Origin of the sequence: Bacillus sp. FSL E2-8868, assembly GCF_038005505.1 — a bacterium.
Taxonomy (GTDB): domain Bacteria; phylum Bacillota; class Bacilli; order Bacillales; family Bacillaceae_G; genus Bacillus_A; species Bacillus_A mycoides.
The window spans coordinates 1,339,674-1,358,962 of record NZ_JBBOTI010000002.1; the positions used below are offsets into that span (position 1 = coordinate 1,339,674).

Annotated in this window: 17 protein-coding genes and 1 other annotated feature; of the genes, 4 read left to right on the forward strand and 13 right to left on the reverse strand. The window is 37.4% G+C overall.

Annotation, left to right across the window (positions count from 1 at the left end):
* Window positions 1-243: 243 nt before the first annotated feature.
* A complete protein-coding gene (locus tag NSS74_RS17800; RefSeq protein ID WP_040963045.1) occupies window positions 244-1,689 on the forward strand; it encodes an MATE family efflux transporter in 1,446 nt (481 codons plus the stop codon).
* A 191-nt stretch (window positions 1,690-1,880) separates the two neighbouring features.
* Here NSS74_RS17800 and NSS74_RS17805 read toward each other — a convergent pair whose 3' ends face one another.
* The 5 genes from NSS74_RS17805 to NSS74_RS17825 all read right to left on the reverse strand — a co-directional run bounded on the left by NSS74_RS17805 (window position 1,881) and on the right by NSS74_RS17825 (window position 7,595).
* Entirely contained in the window at window positions 1,881-2,816 is a 936-nt protein-coding gene (locus NSS74_RS17805; RefSeq protein ID WP_002086978.1) for an ABC transporter ATP-binding protein, read from the reverse strand.
* Window positions 2,809-3,852, reverse strand: a complete 1,044-nt coding sequence (locus NSS74_RS17810; RefSeq protein ID WP_012260547.1) for an ABC transporter ATP-binding protein — start codon at window positions 3,850-3,852, stop codon at window positions 2,809-2,811. Before NSS74_RS17810 ends, NSS74_RS17805 begins: the two co-directional genes overlap by 8 nt.
* An 18-nt stretch (window positions 3,853-3,870) precedes the next feature.
* Entirely contained in the window at window positions 3,871-4,887 is a 1,017-nt protein-coding gene (gene opp3C / locus NSS74_RS17815; protein WP_012260546.1) for an oligopeptide ABC transporter permease, read from the reverse strand.
* Window positions 4,884-5,813, reverse strand: a complete 930-nt coding sequence (gene opp3b / locus NSS74_RS17820) for an oligopeptide ABC transporter permease (protein WP_000534165.1) — start codon at window positions 5,811-5,813, stop codon at window positions 4,884-4,886. The genes opp3C and opp3b overlap by 4 nt, the downstream gene beginning before the upstream one ends.
* Before the next feature lie 126 nt (window positions 5,814-5,939).
* A complete protein-coding gene (locus NSS74_RS17825) occupies window positions 5,940-7,595 on the reverse strand; it encodes a peptide ABC transporter substrate-binding protein (protein ID WP_002140825.1) in 1,656 nt (551 codons plus the stop codon).
* Between the two features lie 319 nt (window positions 7,596-7,914).
* Between NSS74_RS17825 and NSS74_RS17830 the strand changes: the two genes are divergently transcribed.
* Entirely contained in the window at window positions 7,915-8,295 is a 381-nt protein-coding gene (locus tag NSS74_RS17830; protein ID WP_002125921.1) for a DUF3899 domain-containing protein, read from the forward strand.
* 105 nt (window positions 8,296-8,400) lie between these two features.
* Window positions 8,401-8,618: a binding site (T-box leader), on the forward strand.
* Window positions 8,619-8,692: 74 nt separating this feature from the next.
* A complete protein-coding gene (gene trpS, locus NSS74_RS17835) occupies window positions 8,693-9,682 on the forward strand; it encodes a tryptophan--tRNA ligase (protein ID WP_002140824.1) in 990 nt (329 codons plus the stop codon).
* Window positions 9,683-9,949: 267 nt separating this feature from the next.
* Here the strand turns inward: trpS and NSS74_RS17840 are convergent, their stop codons facing one another.
* The 7 genes from NSS74_RS17840 to NSS74_RS17870 all read right to left on the reverse strand — a co-directional run bounded on the left by NSS74_RS17840 (window position 9,950) and on the right by NSS74_RS17870 (window position 16,251).
* Window positions 9,950-10,696, reverse strand: coding sequence for a YjbA family protein (locus tag NSS74_RS17840; RefSeq protein WP_002030367.1), 747 nt, complete (start codon window positions 10,694-10,696; stop codon window positions 9,950-9,952).
* A gap of 140 nt (window positions 10,697-10,836) precedes the next feature.
* Entirely contained in the window at window positions 10,837-11,628 is a 792-nt protein-coding gene (locus NSS74_RS17845) for a DUF2268 domain-containing protein (RefSeq protein ID WP_002030365.1), read from the reverse strand.
* A gap of 115 nt (window positions 11,629-11,743) precedes the next feature.
* Complete coding sequence (gene fabF, locus NSS74_RS17850; RefSeq protein ID WP_002030364.1) at window positions 11,744-12,982, reverse strand: beta-ketoacyl-ACP synthase II; 1,239 nt, start codon at window positions 12,980-12,982, stop codon at window positions 11,744-11,746.
* 31 nt (window positions 12,983-13,013) lie between these two features.
* Entirely contained in the window at window positions 13,014-13,946 is a 933-nt protein-coding gene (fabH, locus tag NSS74_RS17855; RefSeq protein ID WP_002140823.1) for a beta-ketoacyl-ACP synthase III, read from the reverse strand.
* A 427-nt stretch (window positions 13,947-14,373) separates the two neighbouring features.
* A complete protein-coding gene (locus NSS74_RS17860) occupies window positions 14,374-14,550 on the reverse strand; it encodes a ComZ family protein (RefSeq protein WP_002011319.1) in 177 nt (58 codons plus the stop codon).
* Between the two features lie 64 nt (window positions 14,551-14,614).
* The gene (locus NSS74_RS17865; protein ID WP_002086991.1) at window positions 14,615-15,487 is read right to left on the reverse strand and encodes an NAD-dependent epimerase/dehydratase family protein; all 873 of its coding nucleotides are present in this window, start codon (window positions 15,485-15,487) and stop codon (window positions 14,615-14,617) included.
* Between the two features lie 29 nt (window positions 15,488-15,516).
* Complete coding sequence (locus NSS74_RS17870; protein ID WP_002030268.1) at window positions 15,517-16,251, reverse strand: hydrolase; 735 nt, start codon at window positions 16,249-16,251, stop codon at window positions 15,517-15,519.
* A 156-nt stretch (window positions 16,252-16,407) separates the two neighbouring features.
* Here NSS74_RS17870 and NSS74_RS17875 point away from each other — a divergent pair, with 156 nt between their 5' ends.
* Window positions 16,408-16,590: a YjzD family protein gene (locus NSS74_RS17875; RefSeq protein WP_001211111.1), complete on the forward strand. Its 183-nt coding sequence runs from the start codon at window positions 16,408-16,410 to the stop codon at window positions 16,588-16,590.
* Window positions 16,591-16,620: 30 nt separating this feature from the next.
* Here the strand turns inward: NSS74_RS17875 and clpB are convergent, their stop codons facing one another.
* Window positions 16,621-19,221 (reverse strand): ATP-dependent chaperone ClpB, encoded by a 2,601-nt coding sequence (clpB, locus tag NSS74_RS17880; RefSeq protein WP_002140822.1) that lies wholly within the window; start codon window positions 19,219-19,221, stop codon window positions 16,621-16,623.
* Between the last annotated feature and the right edge of the window lie 68 nt (window positions 19,222-19,289).

Below are 19,289 nucleotides of genomic sequence, written 5' to 3' on the forward strand. Positions count from 1 at the left end.
ATTTCTATTTTATTAAAATTTTCTGTTAACACCACATGCCTTTGTAAACGTTTCACACTGCGTTTTTATTGAACTAAAGTGTTAAAAATGACCATTTTTATACTTTTCTAAATTATCAGAGAAAAATAAATTTTATATTCTATAATATCTTACGCATAATTATTCCTCCTTTTTTGTCATAAAATGAAGGTTTATTCATATTGAAAATATGTAGGCTAAAATAAGTGCAAAGGATATGAAAGTGTGTTACGATACACTTTGCTAAAAATAGATATCGGTAAAGAGGGGACGGACATGACAGCAATTCGCTCAAAAAACGGGCCAACAGAGAAATTAAGTTTATTCTTATTAACATGGCCTATTTTTCTAGAAGTTTTTCTTTTTATGCTGATGGGGATCGCTGATACTTTCATGTTAAGTGCATTATCAGACGATGCTGTATCTGGGGTTGGTGCAGCGAATCAATACCTTCATATCGCGATTTTAGTACTAGAAGTCATAGGGAATGGTGCAGCTATCGTTGTATCCCAATACCTCGGTTCTAAACGCTTTATGGAAGCATCAAAAATATCAGCATTAGCCGTCACATTAAATTTAGTGGTCGGACTCATTATAAGCGCTGGTTTTCTTTTATTTTCAAAACATATGATGACGGCAATGAATTTACAAGACGATGTACTAACGTATGCACAAAGCTATCTATCCATCGTCGGAGGAGCTATTTTCCTTCAAGCTATTATTAACTCATTAGCCGCAATTATCCGCGTTCACGGCTTTACAAAGCAAGCAATGTTTGTTTCGCTTGGAATGAATATTATTCATATCGCCGGAAACTACGTACTTATTTTCGGGAAATTCGGTTTTCCTGAACTTGGTGTGCAAGGAGCCGCGATTTCTTCCGCTGTCAGCCGGTTAATCGCACTTATCGTTTTCTTCTGGTTACTGTACCGCGTTATGGAATACCGTGTGAAATTACAATATTACTTCACTTTATCAAAAGAATACGTTGGCAAAATTTTAAAGATCGGCATTCCATCTGCATTCGAACAAGTCATGTATCAAGCTTGTCAAATTGTCTTCTTATATTACGCAACATACTTAGGTACGGAATCGTTAGCTGCAAGACAATACGCTACTAACATTTCCATGTTCACTTATTTATTCGCCATTGCTATCGGTATGGGAACAGCTATTATCGTTGGACGCCTAGTTGGCGGAAATGAAAAGGATGAAGCTTACACACGCGTATGGAAAAGTGTACAATGGGCGATTGGCGTAACTTTATTTATGGTCATGCTCGTTGTTACATTCCGCACACAATTAATGGGACTATTTACGGATAATCCTCATATTATCGCTCTAGGGGCAAGCGTTCTTTTACTAAGTGTACTACTTGAAACAGGACGGACGATGAACATCGTCATCATTAATTCACTTCGTGCAGCTGGCGATGCAAAATACCCTGTTTTAATCGGCGCATTCTCCATGGTGTTAATGAGCTTACCACTCGGTTACTTTTTCGCCTTCCATTTAGACATGGGGCTCGTTGGTATTTGGCTAGCGATTGCTATCGACGAATGGACGCGAGCAATTATTATGTTCTTCCGCTGGAGAAGTAGATCGTGGGAAAATTATGCACTTGTTAAACCAAATGAGCAAGATGAGAGTGTTTCTGTTCAGGCGCAGTAAAATAAAAGTGTTTCTAAATGAAGAAAAAGGCGGCTGGATTTCAGTCGCCTTTTCTTCATTCTTGGAAACTCTTAATTTGCTGTCTTTAAACCGAAAAAGAACTTGGATAAAATCTCTTTATACTAAATTAAGTTTAATTAGTATAAAAAAATAGAGCCATCCTTCTGTAATAGAAGAATGGCTCTACTTTATTATTGATAGATTTCTTTATATTTCTTATACTCTGCTTCAGAACATAATACAAAATGTCCTGGGCGAATTTCACGCATTGTTGGTGCTTCCTCACCATATTGATGTTGAGATGGATCGTATACGATACGTTTACGATTGCGCTCATAATCTGGATCTGGAAGCGGAATTGCAGATAGTAGTGATTTTGTATATGGATGCATTGGATTCGCATATAACTCTTCACTTGTTGTCAACTCAACGATTTGACCACGGTACATTACACCAATGCGATCACTAATGTATTTTACCATTGATAAATCATGGGCGATGAATAAGTATGTTAAACCTTTTTCTCTTTGTAACTGTTTCAGTAAGTTTACAACTTGCGCCTGAATCGATACGTCAAGTGCTGAGATTGGTTCATCAGCAATGATAAATTCAGGTTCTACAGCTAGCGCACGAGCGATACCGATACGTTGACGTTGTCCGCCTGAGAATTCATGCGGGAAACGGTTTGCGTGCTCTTTATTTAAACCAACTGTATTTAATAATTCATGAACACGGTCCATACGCTCTTTTTTGCCTTTTGCTAGTCCGTGAATATCAATACCTTCTGCAATAATATCTCCTACTGTCATACGAGGATTTAATGATGCATATGGATCTTGGAAAATCATTTGCATTTTACGGTTGAACTTCTTCAGCTCGGCACGTGATTTTTTACCATGTACATTTTCACCATCGAACAACACTTCACCAGCAGTTGCATCATATAAACGAATAATCGTTCTTCCAGTTGTCGATTTACCACAACCTGATTCTCCTACAAGACCAAATGTTTCTCCGCGGTAAATATCAAATGAAATATCATTAACCGCTTTGACAACACCACCACTCACGTCGAAGTGCTGCTTTACATTTTTTACTTCAATTAATTTCTCACGTTGTTTAGTCATGTTGTTCACCTGCTTTCATTTGAAGAATGCGTTTTTCAACGACTGCCGGTGGTTTTACTTCTGGAGCTTGCTCGTGAAGTAACCAAGTTGCCGCATAGTGTGTATCACTTACTTTAAATAAAGGTGGGTCCATTTCAAAATCAATTTTCAATGCCTGCGGGTTACGTGGTGCAAAAGCATCACCCTTTGGCGGTTTTAATAAGTCTGGAGGCGTTCCTGGAATCGCATATAGCTCGTCCTCTGCACCATCTAAGCTTGGCATAGATGCGATTAAGCCCCATGTGTATGGATGTTTTGGATTGTAGAAAATTTCATCAACAGTTCCAATTTCAACAACTTTACCAGCGTACATAACCGCAACTCGGTCTGCAACGTTTGCCACTACACCTAAGTCATGCGTAATGAAAATGATTGCTGCTTCTGTTTTTTGCTGAATGTCCTTCATAAGTTCTAAAATTTGCGCCTGAATTGTAACGTCTAGCGCTGTTGTCGGCTCATCGGCAATTAATAATTTCGGGTTACAAGCTAACGCCATCGCAATAACTACACGCTGTCTCATACCACCTGAGAATTGGTGCGGATATTGTTTTAAGCGCGCTTCTGGATTCGGAATACCTACAAGGTCGATTAATTCTAACGCAACTTTACGTGCATCTGCTTTACTCATCCCTTGGTGTTTAATAAGACCTTCCATAATCTGATTACCAATAGTCATCGTTGGATTTAATGATGTCATTGGATCTTGGAAAATCATCGCAATATCTTTACCGCGTACTTGCTGCATTTCTTTTTCTGTTAGTTTCGTTAAGTCACGACCTTCAAATATGATTTCACCGTTTTTAATACGTCCTGGAGGATTCGGAATTAATCCCATTAACGCTTTAGAAGTAACTGATTTACCAGAACCAGATTCTCCTACAATCGCTAATGTCTCTCCTTTTTTCAAATCAAAAGTAACACCGCGTACAGCTTGTACTTCACCTGCATGTGTATCAAAGGAGACTTGCAAATCTTTTACCTCTAGCAATGTTTTCATTTTTACTTCTCCCCTCTTTTACTTACGCATTTTTGGATCTAACGCGTCGCGTAATCCGTCTGCAATTAAGTTGAATGCTAAGATTAACATACTGATGACAACCGCTGGGATGAACATCATATGTGGATACGTTTGAATTGATTTATAACCATCATTTACAAGAGAACCAAGTGATGCGAATGGTGGCTGAATACCTAGTCCGATGAAGCTTAAGAATGCTTCACCAAATACCGCTGTTGGAATTGTAAACATTGTCATTACGATAATTGGTCCCATTACGTTCGGAATTAAGTGCTTCACAATTAACTGTGTATTCGTTGCCCCTAATGTACGAGATGCTAATACATATTCTTGGTTTTTTAATTTTAGGATCTGTCCACGAACGATACGCGACATCCCTATCCAACCTGTAATTGCCATCGCAAGTGTAATTGACCAAATACCTGATCCCATAATGATTACCATTAAAATAACGATGATTAAGTATGGAATACCGTTAATGATCTCCATAATACGTTGCATAATATTATCTACTCTGCCGCCATAGAAAGCTGAAATACCTCCATATGCAACCCCAATTACTAAGTCAATCGCTGCTGCTAAAAGAGCGATATATAATGATACTCGTGTACCTTCCCATGTTCTTGTCCATAAATCACGGCCAAGATCATCTGTACCAAACCAGAAGTACTCTTTAATATCACGTTTTTCATATTGGTCAACACCATATTGATCTGTACCGTCAAATGGTAGCCAATGAACATTTTCAATCACTGGAATTTTCGGTGGCATTTTCGCACGACCTAAATCCTGCTCTTTATAAGAATGCTTACTTACCATCGGTCCTAAAATTGCTAGTAGTACAATAAGCATTAATAATATGAAACCAAACATTGCACCTTTATGTTGGAACAAACGTCTTCTTACATCTTGCCAAAACGTTAAGCTTGGACGGGCAATGACTTCATTATCAACATTACTCTGATTGGCTGGTTGAAATAAATCTGGAGATAATTTTTGTACATCTTTCATCATTTTTTCCCTCCCGCTAAACGAATACGAGGATCAATAATTCCGTATAAAATATCGACAATGAAAATAACTAAGATGAAGATCGCACTATAGAAAATTGTAGTTCCCATAATAACTGTATAGTCATTCACTGTAATCGATTTAACGAATTGTTCCCCAAGTCCAGGTACAGCGTAAATTTGCTCAATAACTAGTGTCCCTGTAATTAATCCTGCAACCATTGGTCCTAAAATTGTTACAACTGGAATTAATGCGTTACGCAGTGCGTGCTTGATAATGATAACGCCTTGGCTAATTCCTTTCGCTTTCGCTGTTAAAATGTAGTCTGCTTGCATAACCTCAATTAACTCTGCACGAGCGAAACGTGCGATTGTTGCGATAACTGCCATCGATAAGGCAATTGTAGGCATTACTGTAAACTCCGGTCCTTTCCAGAATGCTACTGGGAACCAACCAAGTTTTACCCCTACGAAATATTGTAGTAATGCGGCGAATACGAATGAGGGTACCGACATCCCGAGTACGGAAATAATTGTCGCCCCATAATCGACCCACGTATTGTTACGAAGCGCCGCAACGATTCCTAAAATTAAACCGATAAATGTTCCTAATATAATCGCTTGTAAACCAAGTTGTGCTGATGGTCCAATACGATCCACAATCATATCTGTTACTGGGCGGTTATCATATTGGAATGATACCCCTAAATCACCTTTTGCTAAGTTACCTAAGTAACGTGCATATTGAACTGGTACTGGATCATTTAATCCATATTTTTCAAGAATGATTTCTTTTTGTGCCGGTGATAGCTTCTCCTGGTTTTTAAGCGGAGAACCCGGTAGTAATTTCATCAAAAAGAAAGTCAGTGTAGTAATTAAAAATAATGTCAAAGCCATGTACACGAAACGTTTTAATACATAACGTCCCATAGTCAAGCACCTCCCCGTTTTTCTCAAAAGCAATAAGATAGTTTGAAATATTCTTACTTTTATTTTTTTAAAATAAGAGCACATGCCCATCATAGGCATATACCCTTGTAAACGATGGAAAAAAGATTATTTTTGTTCAACAGATGCCCATTTGTAAGTTAATTTACCACCGTAGTTAATCGGGATAATATCTTTTACAGCACCTTTTACTACATACGCTGAACCTTTTTGATAGACTGGAGCAATAACTGCATCCTCTTTAATTAACATCTTCTCTACCTCTAAAAGGTTGTTCCAGCGAGCCTGTAAATCTTTTGTATCTGTTTTTGCTTTTAGAATTAGTTCATCATATTTCGGATTAGAATATCCCGTTTTGTTTTGTGAACCATTCGTAACAAACATATCTAAATATGAGACTGGATCTGGGAAATCTGGACCCCAAACACCAAACGCCATATCATATTCCTGAGAGTCTTCTAACTTATTTTTTTGTGCGAATGGCTGCTGTTTAATTTTGATCGATAAACCAGGTAAGTTCTTTTCCATCTCACCTTTTAAGAATTCGCCAATTTTTTTCGCATCTTCATTATCGAAGCTTAAGAATTCTAATTCGATTTTATCAGTGCCAAGCTCTTTCTTCGCTGTTTCCCAAAGTTTTTTCGCTTCTTTTGAATCCGTTTCAACTAGCTTTCCATTTTCAGCACGGAAGTCTTTTTTATTCGGACCTTCAGCGAAATCTTTTCCAACAAATCCGTAAGCACCAATTGCGCCGTTGTTTAAAATAACTTTTGCAATGTTATCACGGTCAAAGGACATTGAAATTGCTTTTCTTAAGTTTTTATTACTCAAATACTTATTATTTTGATTAAATCTTAAGTAGGCAACTCCTGCTTCTTGTCGTGTTTGGAACTCTGGAGTTTGTCTAAATTTATCAACAAATTCCGATGTTAGAGCCGCACGATCAATCGCATTTGTCTCATATAAATTTACATCAGTCGATGTGTTTTTCACAATATTGAAATTTATTTCTTCGATTTTAACCGTCTTGTTATCCCAATATGATGGGTTCTTCTTAAATTGGAAGCTTTGTTCATGTTTCCAATCACTCATAACGAATGGCCCGTTATATAATGTTGTATTTGCCTCTAAACCAAACTTATCACCTTGTGATTTCACAAAGTTCTCATTTAGTGGGTAGAACACCGGATAAACCGTTAAATCAATAAAGTAAGGAACGGGATTGTCTAATTCCACTTCTAATGTATAATCATCAATCGCCTTTACACCTAATTGGTCAGCAGGTAATTCTTTTTTATGAATTTTTTCTGCATTTTTAATATCGAACATAATGTATGAATACGTCGCTTTTGTATCTGGATTTACTGCTCTTTTCCATGAATACACAAAGTCTTTCGCTGTTACAGGTTCCCCATTCGACCATTTCGCATCTTTTCTTAACTTAAATATGTATTTCTTCCCATCATCTAGCTTTTGGACATCTTCAGCAATCCCAGGCATTCTCTTTTGATCTTTGCCAGTACGATATAAACCTTCCATCGTATTATTTAATGCTGTTGAAGATGCAGAATCTGATGCTAACGATGCATCCATTGATGGAATTTCAGATAACTCTGTTAAATTAAGAATCTGTTTTCCGTTACTACTACTAGTAGTGTTTTCTTTTCCTTTTGCTTTAGCGTCCTCTTTCTGGTAGCTACACGCGCCAAGCAACATACTTGCAGTTAAAGTTGATGCAAGTAATAACGGTATCTTTTTCTTCATGTTGTGTTGCCTCCCCTAATTGCACTTACTGTACCCTCACTTGTAGAAAAGTAGAATTGAAAGAATAATCTCCAAGTTTCTACAATTTTCATTATACATATAATATGACGATTGTGAATATAGTTTTTTGTTTTTTTGTTAAAATTTTTAATAAAATGTTTATATTTTTAATTTTTTGTAAAGGGATACGTTAACATTGCTACCATCATCTTGAAATTAGAACCTCAATTGCGTATAATTTTCAAAAAATTATTTATATTACTTATTATAACTTTTATAGTATAATAATTCTAGTAATATTTTGACGGAGGGGAATATTTTGAATAAAGTTTTTTTTCATACTTGTATACTATTTTTGGTTGCGATAATCGCTTCTAGTGTGGGCGCATTCCTCGTTTCATCTCATTTTTTGTTGAATTTTGTCAACATCTCATTCTATATTGCATTGTTTTTTATTCTTATAGGTGGTTTTTTATTCATATTTCAAAACGGATTTTTTAACGTAACAATTTACGCATTCCAAAGAGTATTTGGTACGAATAAAAAAATTGACTCTTTAATTGAAGAAGCAGAGGAACCTATCGATAAGAAAGAACGTATTTATAAAACATATTCATTCAAATGGACGTATCCGATTTGTATTACCGGTATCGTACTTGGGTTGTTCTCGATCCTCATTAGCTTTACTATTTTGATGTAGTTTGCAAACACTATCCCATATGATATAATAATCAGCAAAACATTTTGTTATAAAACTTTAGTTCTTTCATATTAAAAGAGCTTAGGTAACAATAAATAAATTTATATGTATGCGATGATAAAGAAGAGTACATATTGAGGCAATTTCAGAGAGCTTGTGGCTGGTGTGAACAAGTAATTGCGCAGTATGGAATGGGCTTTTGAGCACCAAACCGAACCGAAAGTAGTAGGCTTTGGCGTTATATCCAGACGTTATTATGGATCTTGAGAGATTTCACAGCTGTGAAATAATTAGGGTGGTACCGCGGTCCATTCGTCCCTATGTAATTTGGGATGAATGGGCTTTTTTGTATGCCTTCTCTTCCCCATCGCACATTCAATTTTAGGAGGAATTACTTATGTCAGTTATCTTTTCTGGTATTCAGCCAAGCGGAACGATTACACTTGGAAACTATTTAGGAGCTATGAAGCAATTTACAGAGCTTCAAAATGAACACGACTGTTATTTCTGTATTGTAAACCAACATGCGATTACAGTACCTCAAGATCCCGTACAACTTCGTAAAAACATTCGCAGTCTTGCTGCACTTTATGTAGCATGCGGCATCGATCCTGAAAAAGCTACTTTATTTGTACAATCAGAAGTACCAGCACACGCTCAACTAGGATGGATTATGCAATCAGTTGCTTACGTTGGAGAATTAGAGCGTATGACGCAATATAAAGATAAATCTTCTGGTAGAGATTCAGTTCCAGCTGGATTACTAACGTATCCACCATTAATGGCTGCTGATATTTTACTTTACAACACTGAAATCGTACCTGTTGGTGATGATCAAAAACAACATATGGAATTAACACGCGACCTAGCAGAGCGTTTCAACAAACGCTTCCGTGAAGTGTTCACTGTTCCTGAAATTCGTATTCCAAAAGTAGGAGCTCGCGTTATGTCATTAACAGAACCTACGAAAAAAATGAGTAAATCTGATCCGAATCCAAAAGCAATGATCAGTATGCTTGATGAACCAAAAACAATTGAAAAGAAAATTAAAAGTGCTGTAACTGATTCTGAAGGTATCGTGAAATTTGATAAAGAAAACAAACCTGGAATCTCTAACTTATTAACAATCTACTCTTCATTCTCTGGAAAAACAGTTGAAGAAATAGAAGCAATGTACGAAGAAAAAGGATACGGGGACTTCAAAGGCGACCTAGCACAAGTAGTCGTAGAAGCAATTCGTCCAATCCAAGACAAATATAACGAACTAATCAACTCACCAGAACTAGACGAAATTCTAGACAAAGGTGCAGAAAAAGCAAACCGCGTTGCATTCAAACAACTACGCAAAGTAGAAAACGCAATGGGATTAAGTAGAAAACGTAGGTAACTTATAAAGCGGAGGCAGCTCGTTCAGCTCTGACTGGCTAAGGTTCTTTCGCATAGAAGACGCTTTTTGTCTTCTTATGCGGAAGGTTCTTAGACACGAAGAGCTTGCTGCCAGAGCTGGATTACTACAAAAAGCGGAAGCGGCTCGTTCAGAATGTGAGGGGGATGGAGCTCCTGACGTAGAGGTGGGTTTTGCCTCGCAGGAAGGCGCGAAGCCACCGAACATTCTTGTCACCTCCATAAAAAAAACCGCCAATTGGCGGTTTTTTTAATTTACCTTCTGCTCATTTTCCATTTCCCATAACTTTTCAAAAAACGGCTGTCCTTTTACAAGGCGCTCACATAATTGCTCGTGCTTCTCAGACCATCCAGTTTTCGCTTCATCATAAAGTTTAGCCCAAACATCTTCAAACTCCATATGTTGGACCATTCCGTACGCTGATGGATCCCATTCTGTGAACCAATAGCGAATTTCAGCTGGATTTTTCGTTGTATGTAATTGATCTAATGCCATAAATAATAATTGTTTTAACTGTCTTTCTTTACGAGTTAGGCCGTTCATAATGAAAGGCGACGGTGATAAAATATGATGTTCTTTTTCAATCTCTTCCACTTGGAACTCATACTTTTCTGCTTGCACATTCTCTACCATCTCATATACCATCTGTTCTTGACGCGGTATAAGCCTACTTTTTCTAATTGGCACATTATAGCCGATTGAATCAATCGCAATAATTCCTTTTCCATCTGTAACTACAAAACAATATTCTTGTTGCAAACGTTCGTGATTTTTACGAATATAAGCCTTATGATATACGTCTTCCAATAATTTTTGCGGAAGCTCTAATAATTCGTTCTCGATGTAATGATATAATGTGGCATCTACTTTTAATAATGGCACTTGATCTAATAGCTCAATCGTATCATCTTTCCGCCATTCGTAAAAATGACAAACGTTATACCCATTCTCTTCACCTTCAAACCAATTTACCCATACATCATGTAGATATAACATTCACTACCCCTCACTTCACTACTGTTTGTACCAATCATTATGTTCAGTTTCGCTTAACTTTATTCCACTTGAGGAAATATATTCTAATTATTATTTTTTCTTCTATAATATAAAAAAACAGGAGATAGCTCCCCTGTTTTTCATGAAACATGAAATGTATTTGCTTTATTCAATATTTCTTTCGCATCTATAGATAATAAAGAAAGTGTATTTTCTCCTTCAAATGCTACACAATCTTTCACAATATGAAATCCAAGTGCATAGCCAAGCATTTTCGGATACGAGTGCAGTCCATTTAATAAAACATCATGCTCCCTCGTACCTCTCTTTACGCCTATTCGTTCTTGTATTGAATTCCTCCAATAATAAATAGCATCTTCTTTTGAAATGTAAGTAGTCCACGGTGCACATCTTTTTTCTGTATACCTTTCATACACAGCTTGCTCAGCTAACCCTTCCATAATCATCGTATCAAGTAATGTATACTCTGTTTCTTTCGTCTCAATTTGATGTAACCTACATATATGATGGTATTCATGCGTTAATAAAGCTTTTAGTTCCTCTACTGAATTACGTCCACATACGAATAAGAAAATAACGTGACGCATAGATAAGCCAGCCTTCCCGTTATATTCCTCTTGTACAGTTCGATTGTATGAATCTGATAATAAAATAAAGATAGGGACATCTGGACCTTTTAGCCAACCTTTCAATTTTTCATACTCCATGCTAAGTTCTTTCCAAATTTCTTTCTTCTCTAACTCTTTAATTTCCTGCTCCCCCCGCATTACTGGGCGATACATACCTTTAGAGATTAAAAAGCGATACAGTCTCTCTTTTGGCAATGGAATATACTTTGTAAATTTCTCACAAAGCTTCTCTGGACGTCCATAATACAGATGTAACCATTCTGCCGTTTCAACAACCCCCAACCTTCATCCCTCCTTTTCTTATGTATATGCAAAAAAGAAAGGAACGTAAAGGTGATTAAAAATAAATAAGGTGTCTTTTCGTAATACTTTACGAAAAGACACCTTATTATACATATTATTTATATGCTTTAAATACTAATACTGCGTTATGACCACCGAATCCTAATGAATTACTTAATACAGCTCGCACTTCTTGATGCCTCGCTGTATTTGGTACATAATCTAAATCACATTCTGGATCTGGTGTTTCATAGTTAATCGTCGGAGGAATTACTCCGTCTGTAATTGATTTAATAGAGAAGATCGCTTCAACAGCACCAGCTGCTCCTAATAAATGACCTGTCATTGATTTCGTTGAGCTAATCGCTACTTTATATGCATGCTCACCGAAAGTTTCTTTAATTGCCATCGTTTCATACTTTTCATTTGCATCTGTACTTGTACCATGTGCATTAATGTAATCAATATCTTTTGGCTCTAGACCTGCATCAGCTAAAGCTTGACGCATCGCACGAACTCCGCCTTCACCGCCAGGAGCAGGCATTGTAATATGGAACGCATCACCAGTTGCACCATAACCAGCAATTTCCGCATAAATGTGAGCACCACGTGCTAATGCGTGCTCTAATTCTTCAAGAATAAGAATTCCTGATCCTTCACCCATTACGAAACCGCTACGATTTTTATCGAATGGGCGGCAAGCCGTTGCTGGATCTTCATTGAATGTTAATGCTTTCGCTGAGCTAAACCCAGCGAATGCCATACTTGTTAATGGCGCTTCTGCTCCGCCTGTTATCATCGCATCAGCATCACCGCGCTGGATTACTTTAAACGCATCACCAATTGAGTTTGCTCCAGATGCACAAGCTGTTACAGAGCAAGTATTAATTCCTTTCGCTCCTGTAGCGATTGACACTTGACCTGCTGCCATATCTGGAATCATCATTGGTACGAAGAATGGGCTCACGCGGCGCGGACCTTTTTCAGTAAAAATCTTAAATTGTTCTTCGTATGTTTCCATACCACCAATACCAGAACCAACCCATACACCAATGCGTGGTGCATTTTCTTCTGTAATTTCAAGCTTCGCATCTGCAACTGCCATTTTCGCTGCTGCTACTGCATATTGCGTAAAGCGGTCCATACGGCGCGCTTCTTTTTTATCTATATATTTTTCGACTTCAAAGTCGTTAATTTCTGCTGCTACTTTTGCAGGAATTTGTTCTGAATCTATTCTTGTAAGTCGTCCGATTCCGGATACACCGTTTTTAATGTTTTCCCAAGCTGTTTCAACATCTGTTCCGATCGGTGTAACAGCTCCTAGCCCTGTAATTACGACCCTCTTTTTTTCCATACAAAATACACTCCTTTTTTTCTCTCAGTCCTTATTTACCCCAACGAAGAGCTACTGCTCCCCATGTTAACCCGCCGCCAAAACCGACTAGTATAATTAAATCACCATCTTGAATACGTCCATTTTGCAATTCCTCTACCATTGCAATTGGAATTGAAGAAGCCGATGTATTACCGAACTTTTCAATTGTCATACTCATTTTTTCTTTCGGTAAATTTAATCTTTCTCTTGCAGATTCCATAATACGAATATTCGCTTGATGTGGTACTAAGAAGTCCACATCCTCTTTCGTAAGTCCCGCTTTTTCTAACACGCGAAGACAGGAATCACCAAGTTGGCGAACAGCAAATTTAAAGACTTCTCTGCCGTTCATCATAACATACTCGTCTTGATAAAGATGCTTACCGCCACTTCCGTCCGCTCCTAATTCAAAAGAAAGTACACCTTTTCCTTCCGAAACAGCTCCCATTACGATAGCACCTGCTCCGTCCCCAAATAGTACCGCTGTATTTCGATCGTTCCAGTCTACAATTTTAGATAGTTTGTCACTACCAACTACTAATACATTTTTATAAGTTCCCGTTTGAATAAATTGCTGCGCTGTAATCATTCCGTACATAAAGCCAGCACACGCTGCACTTAAATCCATTGCGGCTGCGTGTTTTGCGCCAATTGCTTCTTGGATTACACAAGCTACTGCTGGGAATGCGCGATCTGGCGTTACTGTTGCCACTAAAATAAGATCGATATCCTCTCCGCTAATCCCGGCATCTTCAAGTGCTTTTTTAGAAGCCTCTACCGCCATATATGAAGTATCTATTGTATCATCGGCAATGCGTCTTTCTGCAATTCCCGTTCTCGTACGAATCCATTCATCAGATGTATCTACGATTTTCTCTAAATCGTAATTTGTGACTACTTTTTCTGGCACATATCTTCCGATCCCTAAAATGCCCACGTTCACATCGCAGCCCTCCGTTTTATATCAATTATTATGACTTGGTACTAATTTTAAAACATAAATGTACTTTTGTCTAGAATATATTTCAGCTAAAAAAATAAGACAGCGTATTACTAACTTTATTTTTCATTAAAAGAAACAGAAAAATTCCTATCCTTTCAAAAGATAAACTTCCCAATACTTTTGACCTTACTCCGCTCGAAACAAAAAAAGCCCTTTCCGCTTCTATCCACAGCTCGAGCCTCTCTCCCATCAAAAAAGAAGATTTTTATTCTTTATCTGCTTTCCCTTCAAAACTAAGACCTTCTCCTCATAACCTTCCACTTTAGCCTCATCATCCCTCTGGTCTTACCTCGCTCGAAATAAAAAAAGGCCCTTACCGCTTCTATCCACGGTTCGAGCCTCTCTTCCATCAAAAAAGAAGGTTTTTTTATTCTTTATCTGCTTTCCCAAGCTCATATGCTTCGCCCATTACTTTCATCAATAGCTCTAACACCGGCTGTGCTTTCTCCATATCAAGTGCAATTCCATTAGAATCTAAAATTGCCTTTGCTTCTGGTAAATGCTTCATTGCGATTTGTAAAAATTGCATACTTTTTTCGTTCATGTAATCTCTTCCTCTCCATTAAAGCTTTTCAATCAATTATCCATACAATAGTGTAACACGCATGCTACCCTTCGTATAACTCTTTATATTTTTTCATATGTGCCAATTGTTTATTTAAACCGAATTCTACTGGTGTATTTTTTTGAATAGAAATAACCTCTACAGCTTCATCTCTTACTTCCACATTTTTGTTATTTACTTTATCATCTGCATGTAAAAGACTCATACCCTTTTCCCATAACTCTTCTTTTCCACTAAGTAAATTATATATACCGAGGTGTTTTACATTCATTCCATTTTCCCATAAATATTCACATACATCTTCAACGTAAAGTAAATCACTTCCTTTTTCTCCATTTATACAACGGCACTCTTTTTCATCAAGTTCTGATAAAATAAGCTGATGATACATCATAAACGACGGTTGCCATGGCCCATATAATGTAGGAACTCGATATGCACTATATTGTAATTCGCCTTTTTTCAACCCTTCTTCCACTTTCGAAAATAGATGTTTGTTTTCGGATTCTTCAGTGCTTCCTATTTCAATAGAAGAAATTAGATTTAACTTTACTTTATTTTTTTCACACATCCTTACGATTCGTTTTAAATATTGTAATATGACCCTTTCATTCCGAAATCCACTTTGCTGATTCGGCTCATACAAGCAAAAATAAACTGTATCGAAACTCTCTTCCTCTACCGATCGCCATCCGTCTTCATCCCTTATAGAATAGTACGTAAATAACGCATTCCGCCCAATCAACAATAATTTCTCTTCATTAATTTTTGTCATACTATCAAATTCATCAAAATCAAGACCATATACTTCTACTTCTTCTGCAATCATTTTATTCACAAGGTGATAACCTACAAACGTAAGTGCACCTATAATCAGCACGCGTTTCATACCACCAACCCTTTCCCCTTGAAACAAATAGCTCCTCATTTATGTATATGGGAGCTTCACAATTCTTCTTCATATTTTTTAAAGAAATCAGTCGTTTGTCTAACCATTTTATATTTCACATCTTGCAGATGGAATAAAACAGAAGTATCGCATTGATTGAATTGCCTCATTTTCTCGTATTTACGTAACAATTGTTTTCTTCCTCTTTTTTCCTGTGTTGAGACAAAAACTTTAACAGGTACACAAGACGGCAGAAGCGCAAATGATTTCTTATTTATTTTTGATTCTAATTCTTCTTCTTTGGAATCATACGCCAAACTTAATTCCTTCACTAATCTTTTGTAAAAAAACTTATGCTCTTTCTCAAAATCCACATATTCTGGTAAATCTAAACACGGATTTAACATAACGACAGAACGTATACATTCAGGGTATTTGTTCATCATCTCCAGTGCTACAAGCGCTCCCATACCATCTGCCATAATGTGCATTTTCGCATTCAACGTCTCTTTTCTTAGAACGACATCATACAAACGTTTTGCAAGACGAACAGCTCGATCGTTTCCCCAATGCCTTCCGTATAAGTTAGATGAAAAGACCGTATAGCCTTTTTCAATAAGGCCCTGTAAAAAATAAGCTCTCCCTGCATGCTGTGTCCATAAACTTGTACCATTCTCAATAAAATAGTTATAATCTCCTAGGAGCATAACAGAAAATCCATTTGGCTTTTCCGGTAAATAAATTACACATGGTTCTTTTTCTAAGTAAAAAAAACGTTCCGTAATACTCATTTTTCCCCCGCCTTATTTTCTAAACGTATAAAAGTACTCTTTTATAATGTATGAACAGAATGCAAATTTGCGTTGAAAAATCTACAAATATTTTTCTATATTCTTTTTTCAATTGTGTTACAATAAGGACAGATTGAACGAATAGAGGTGTAAAATATGCGTTTCATTTGGGCATTAATTTGGTCGTTCGCGCTTGTACATATGATGAGCTACGTAATCGGCTCTATGACTGGCGGTACATACGATTTTAACCAAGCGTCTATTTTCTCAGTTGTTCTTGCGGTATTAGTATTAGCGATTGCAGCTGCGATTCCAAACGAGCCAGTAGAACAACACTAAAAAGAGTCCGGATTTTATCCGAACTCTTTTTTACTTCACACGCACGACTAATTCGTTATTTTCTACATCAACCACTACGTGACTATTGTCAGTAATCGCTCCTGCAATTAATTCTCTCGCTAATTTCGTCTCAACTTGACGCTGTACGTATCGTTTTAACGGACGAGCTCCGTACAGCGGATCGAATCCAGCTTCTACAACAAATTCTTTTGCAGATTCCGTCAATTCTAATGATATGTGGCGATCTGCTAAACGCCCTTGTAATTCTTGTACAATCTTATCAACAATACCTTTAATTTCATTCCTTGTAAGAGGTTTGAATAAAATAATTTCATCGACACGGTTTAAGAATTCTGGTCGGAAATGTCCTCTTAATTGTCCCATTACAAGTTCTCTTGACTCTTCTTTAATAGAACCATCTTCTTCTAGCCCTTCTAATAAGTGAGCAGATCCAATATTTGAAGTCATAATAATAACCGTATTTTTAAAGTCTACTGTACGTCCTTGTGAATCTGTAATGCGTCCATCGTCTAACATTTGTAATAAAATGTTGAATACTTCTGGATGTGCTTTTTCGATTTCATCTAACAAAATAACAGAATACGGTTTACGTCTTACTGCTTCTGTTAATTGACCACCTTCTTCATATCCAACATATCCAGGAGGCGCTCCAATTAAGCGTGACACCGCGTGTTTCTCCATATACTCAGACATATCGATACGAATCATTTGCTCTTCACTGTCAAATAATGTTTGCGCTAACGTTTTTGCAAGCTCAGTTTTACCAACACCTGTAGGACCTAAGAAAATAAATGAACCAATTGGACGATTCGGATCTTTAATACCAGCGCGAGCACGAAGTACTGCGTCTGATACAAGGCTTACCGCTTCCTCTTGACCGATAACACGCTCTGATAAAATTTGTTCAAGACGTAATAATTTCTCACGTTCACCTTCAACGAGTTTTGCGACAGGAATACCAGTCCACCTTGAAACAATGTCTGCAATTTCTTCTTCACTTACTTCCTCGCGTAATAAACGATTCTCTTGTTTATTATGTGCACCCATCTCTTCCGCTTCTTTTAACTCTTTTTCGATAGCTGGAATTTTCCCGTGGCGAAGCTCAGCTGCTTTATTTAAATCGTAATTTCCTTCTGCTTCTTCTAACTCACGGCGCAAGCGCTCTAAATGTTCACGTAAGTCACGCACTTTATGAATGTCTTCTTTTTCTTTCTCCCATTTCGCTCTCATACTACTTGCAACTTCTTTTAAATCCGATAATTCACGTTGCAATGTTTTTAGGCGCTCTTGACTACCTAAGTCCTTTTCTTTCCCAAGAGCAGCTTCTTCAATTTCCAGCTGCATAATGCGGCGCGTTACTTCATCTAGTTCTGTTGGCATAGAATCAATTTCTGTTCGAATTGTTGCACAAGCTTCATCAACAAGATCAATTGCTTTATCGGGCAAGAAACGATCCGAAATATATCGATCTGATAAAACAGATGCCGCTACAATCGCGCGATCATGAATATTTACACCGTGATAAATTTCAAAACGCTCTTTTAAACCACGTAAAATGGAAATTGTATCCTCAACAGTTGGCTCTTCTGCTAACACTTGTTGGAAACGTCTTTCTAACGCTGGATCTTTCTCAATATATTTACGGTATTCATCTAATGTCGTTGCCCCGATACAATGCAGTTCACCACGCGCTAGCATTGGTTTTAACATATTTCCCGCATCCATCGCTCCTTCTGTTTTACCAGCGCCGACGATTGTATGAAGTTCATCAATGAATAATAAAATGCGACCTTCACTCTTTTTAATTTCATTTAATACAGCTTGCAGACGTTCTTCAAACTCACCGCGGAATTTTGCTCCGGCCACAAGTGCACTCATATCTAAAGCGAAAATTGTTCTATCTTTTAATCCTTCTGGGACATCTTTTTTCACAATACGCTGCGCTAATCCTTCAACGATTGCTGTTTTACCAACACCTGGCTCTCCGATTAAAACGGGGTTATTTTTCGTTTTGCGTGAAAGAATGCGGATCACGCGGCGAATTTCACTATCTCTGCCAATTACAGGATCAATTTTTCCCGCTCTTACTTCAGCCACTAAATCACGGCCATATTTTTCTAACGCTTCATAAGTTGCTTCTGGATTTTGACTAGTCACTCTTTGATTCCCCCGAACTGTCATTAAAGACTGTAATAAGTTATCTTTCGTAATATAAAATTTTGCGAATAATTGATTTATATCGCCTTTTTCTTCAGAAAAAGCAAGTAATACATGTTCGATTGAAATGTAGTCATCCTGCAATTTCTCCGCTTCTTTTCCTGCTCTTACAAGCAGTTGTTGCAAAGCACCTGTTACATATAATTTCCCTGCCTCTGCCCCGCTTCCAGTTACAGAAGGCTTTTTCTTAATTAAACTTTCGGCGCCTTGCTTTAACGCTTCTATATCGACATTCATTTTTTGAAAAATACGTACCGTTAATCCGTCTTGCTGCTCTAATAACGTAAGCAATAGATGAACAGTATCTACTTCTTGATGATGATGAGATACCGCTAAAGATTGAGCACTCATAATCGCTTCCTGTGTTTTCGTTGTCATTTGATTTAAGTCCATCTTTACAGCCCTCCAAATGTTTGACTTTCTTTGACCTTTGATTTGATTATACGCCAACTGACTTTTTT

Excerpts from the sequence above, each read along its gene's own strand:
- NSS74_RS17805 (WP_002086978.1), bottom strand. The coding sequence starts at position 2,816 with ATGACTAAACAACGTGAGAAATTAATTGAAGTAAAAAATGTAAAGCAG.
- NSS74_RS17810 (WP_012260547.1), bottom strand. The coding sequence starts at position 3,852 with ATGAAAACATTGCTAGAGGTAAAAGATTTGCAAGTCTCCTTTGATACA.
- opp3C (WP_012260546.1), bottom strand. The coding sequence starts at position 4,887 with ATGATGAAAGATGTACAAAAATTATCTCCAGATTTATTTCAACCAGCC.
- opp3b (WP_000534165.1), bottom strand. The coding sequence starts at position 5,813 with ATGGGACGTTATGTATTAAAACGTTTCGTGTACATGGCTTTGACATTA.
- NSS74_RS17825 (WP_002140825.1), bottom strand. The coding sequence starts at position 7,595 with ATGAAGAAAAAGATACCGTTATTACTTGCATCAACTTTAACTGCAAGT.
- trpS (WP_002140824.1), top strand. The coding sequence starts at position 8,693 with ATGTCAGTTATCTTTTCTGGTATTCAGCCAAGCGGAACGATTACACTT.
- NSS74_RS17840 (WP_002030367.1), bottom strand. The coding sequence starts at position 10,696 with ATGTTATATCTACATGATGTATGGGTAAATTGGTTTGAAGGTGAAGAG.
- fabF (WP_002030364.1), bottom strand. The coding sequence starts at position 12,982 with ATGGAAAAAAAGAGGGTCGTAATTACAGGGCTAGGAGCTGTTACACCG.
- NSS74_RS17860 (WP_002011319.1), bottom strand. The coding sequence starts at position 14,550 with ATGAACGAAAAAAGTATGCAATTTTTACAAATCGCAATGAAGCATTTA.
- NSS74_RS17870 (WP_002030268.1), bottom strand. The coding sequence starts at position 16,251 with ATGAGTATTACGGAACGTTTTTTTTACTTAGAAAAAGAACCATGTGTA.
- NSS74_RS17875 (WP_001211111.1), top strand. The coding sequence starts at position 16,408 with ATGCGTTTCATTTGGGCATTAATTTGGTCGTTCGCGCTTGTACATATG.
- clpB (WP_002140822.1), bottom strand. The coding sequence starts at position 19,221 with ATGGACTTAAATCAAATGACAACGAAAACACAGGAAGCGATTATGAGT.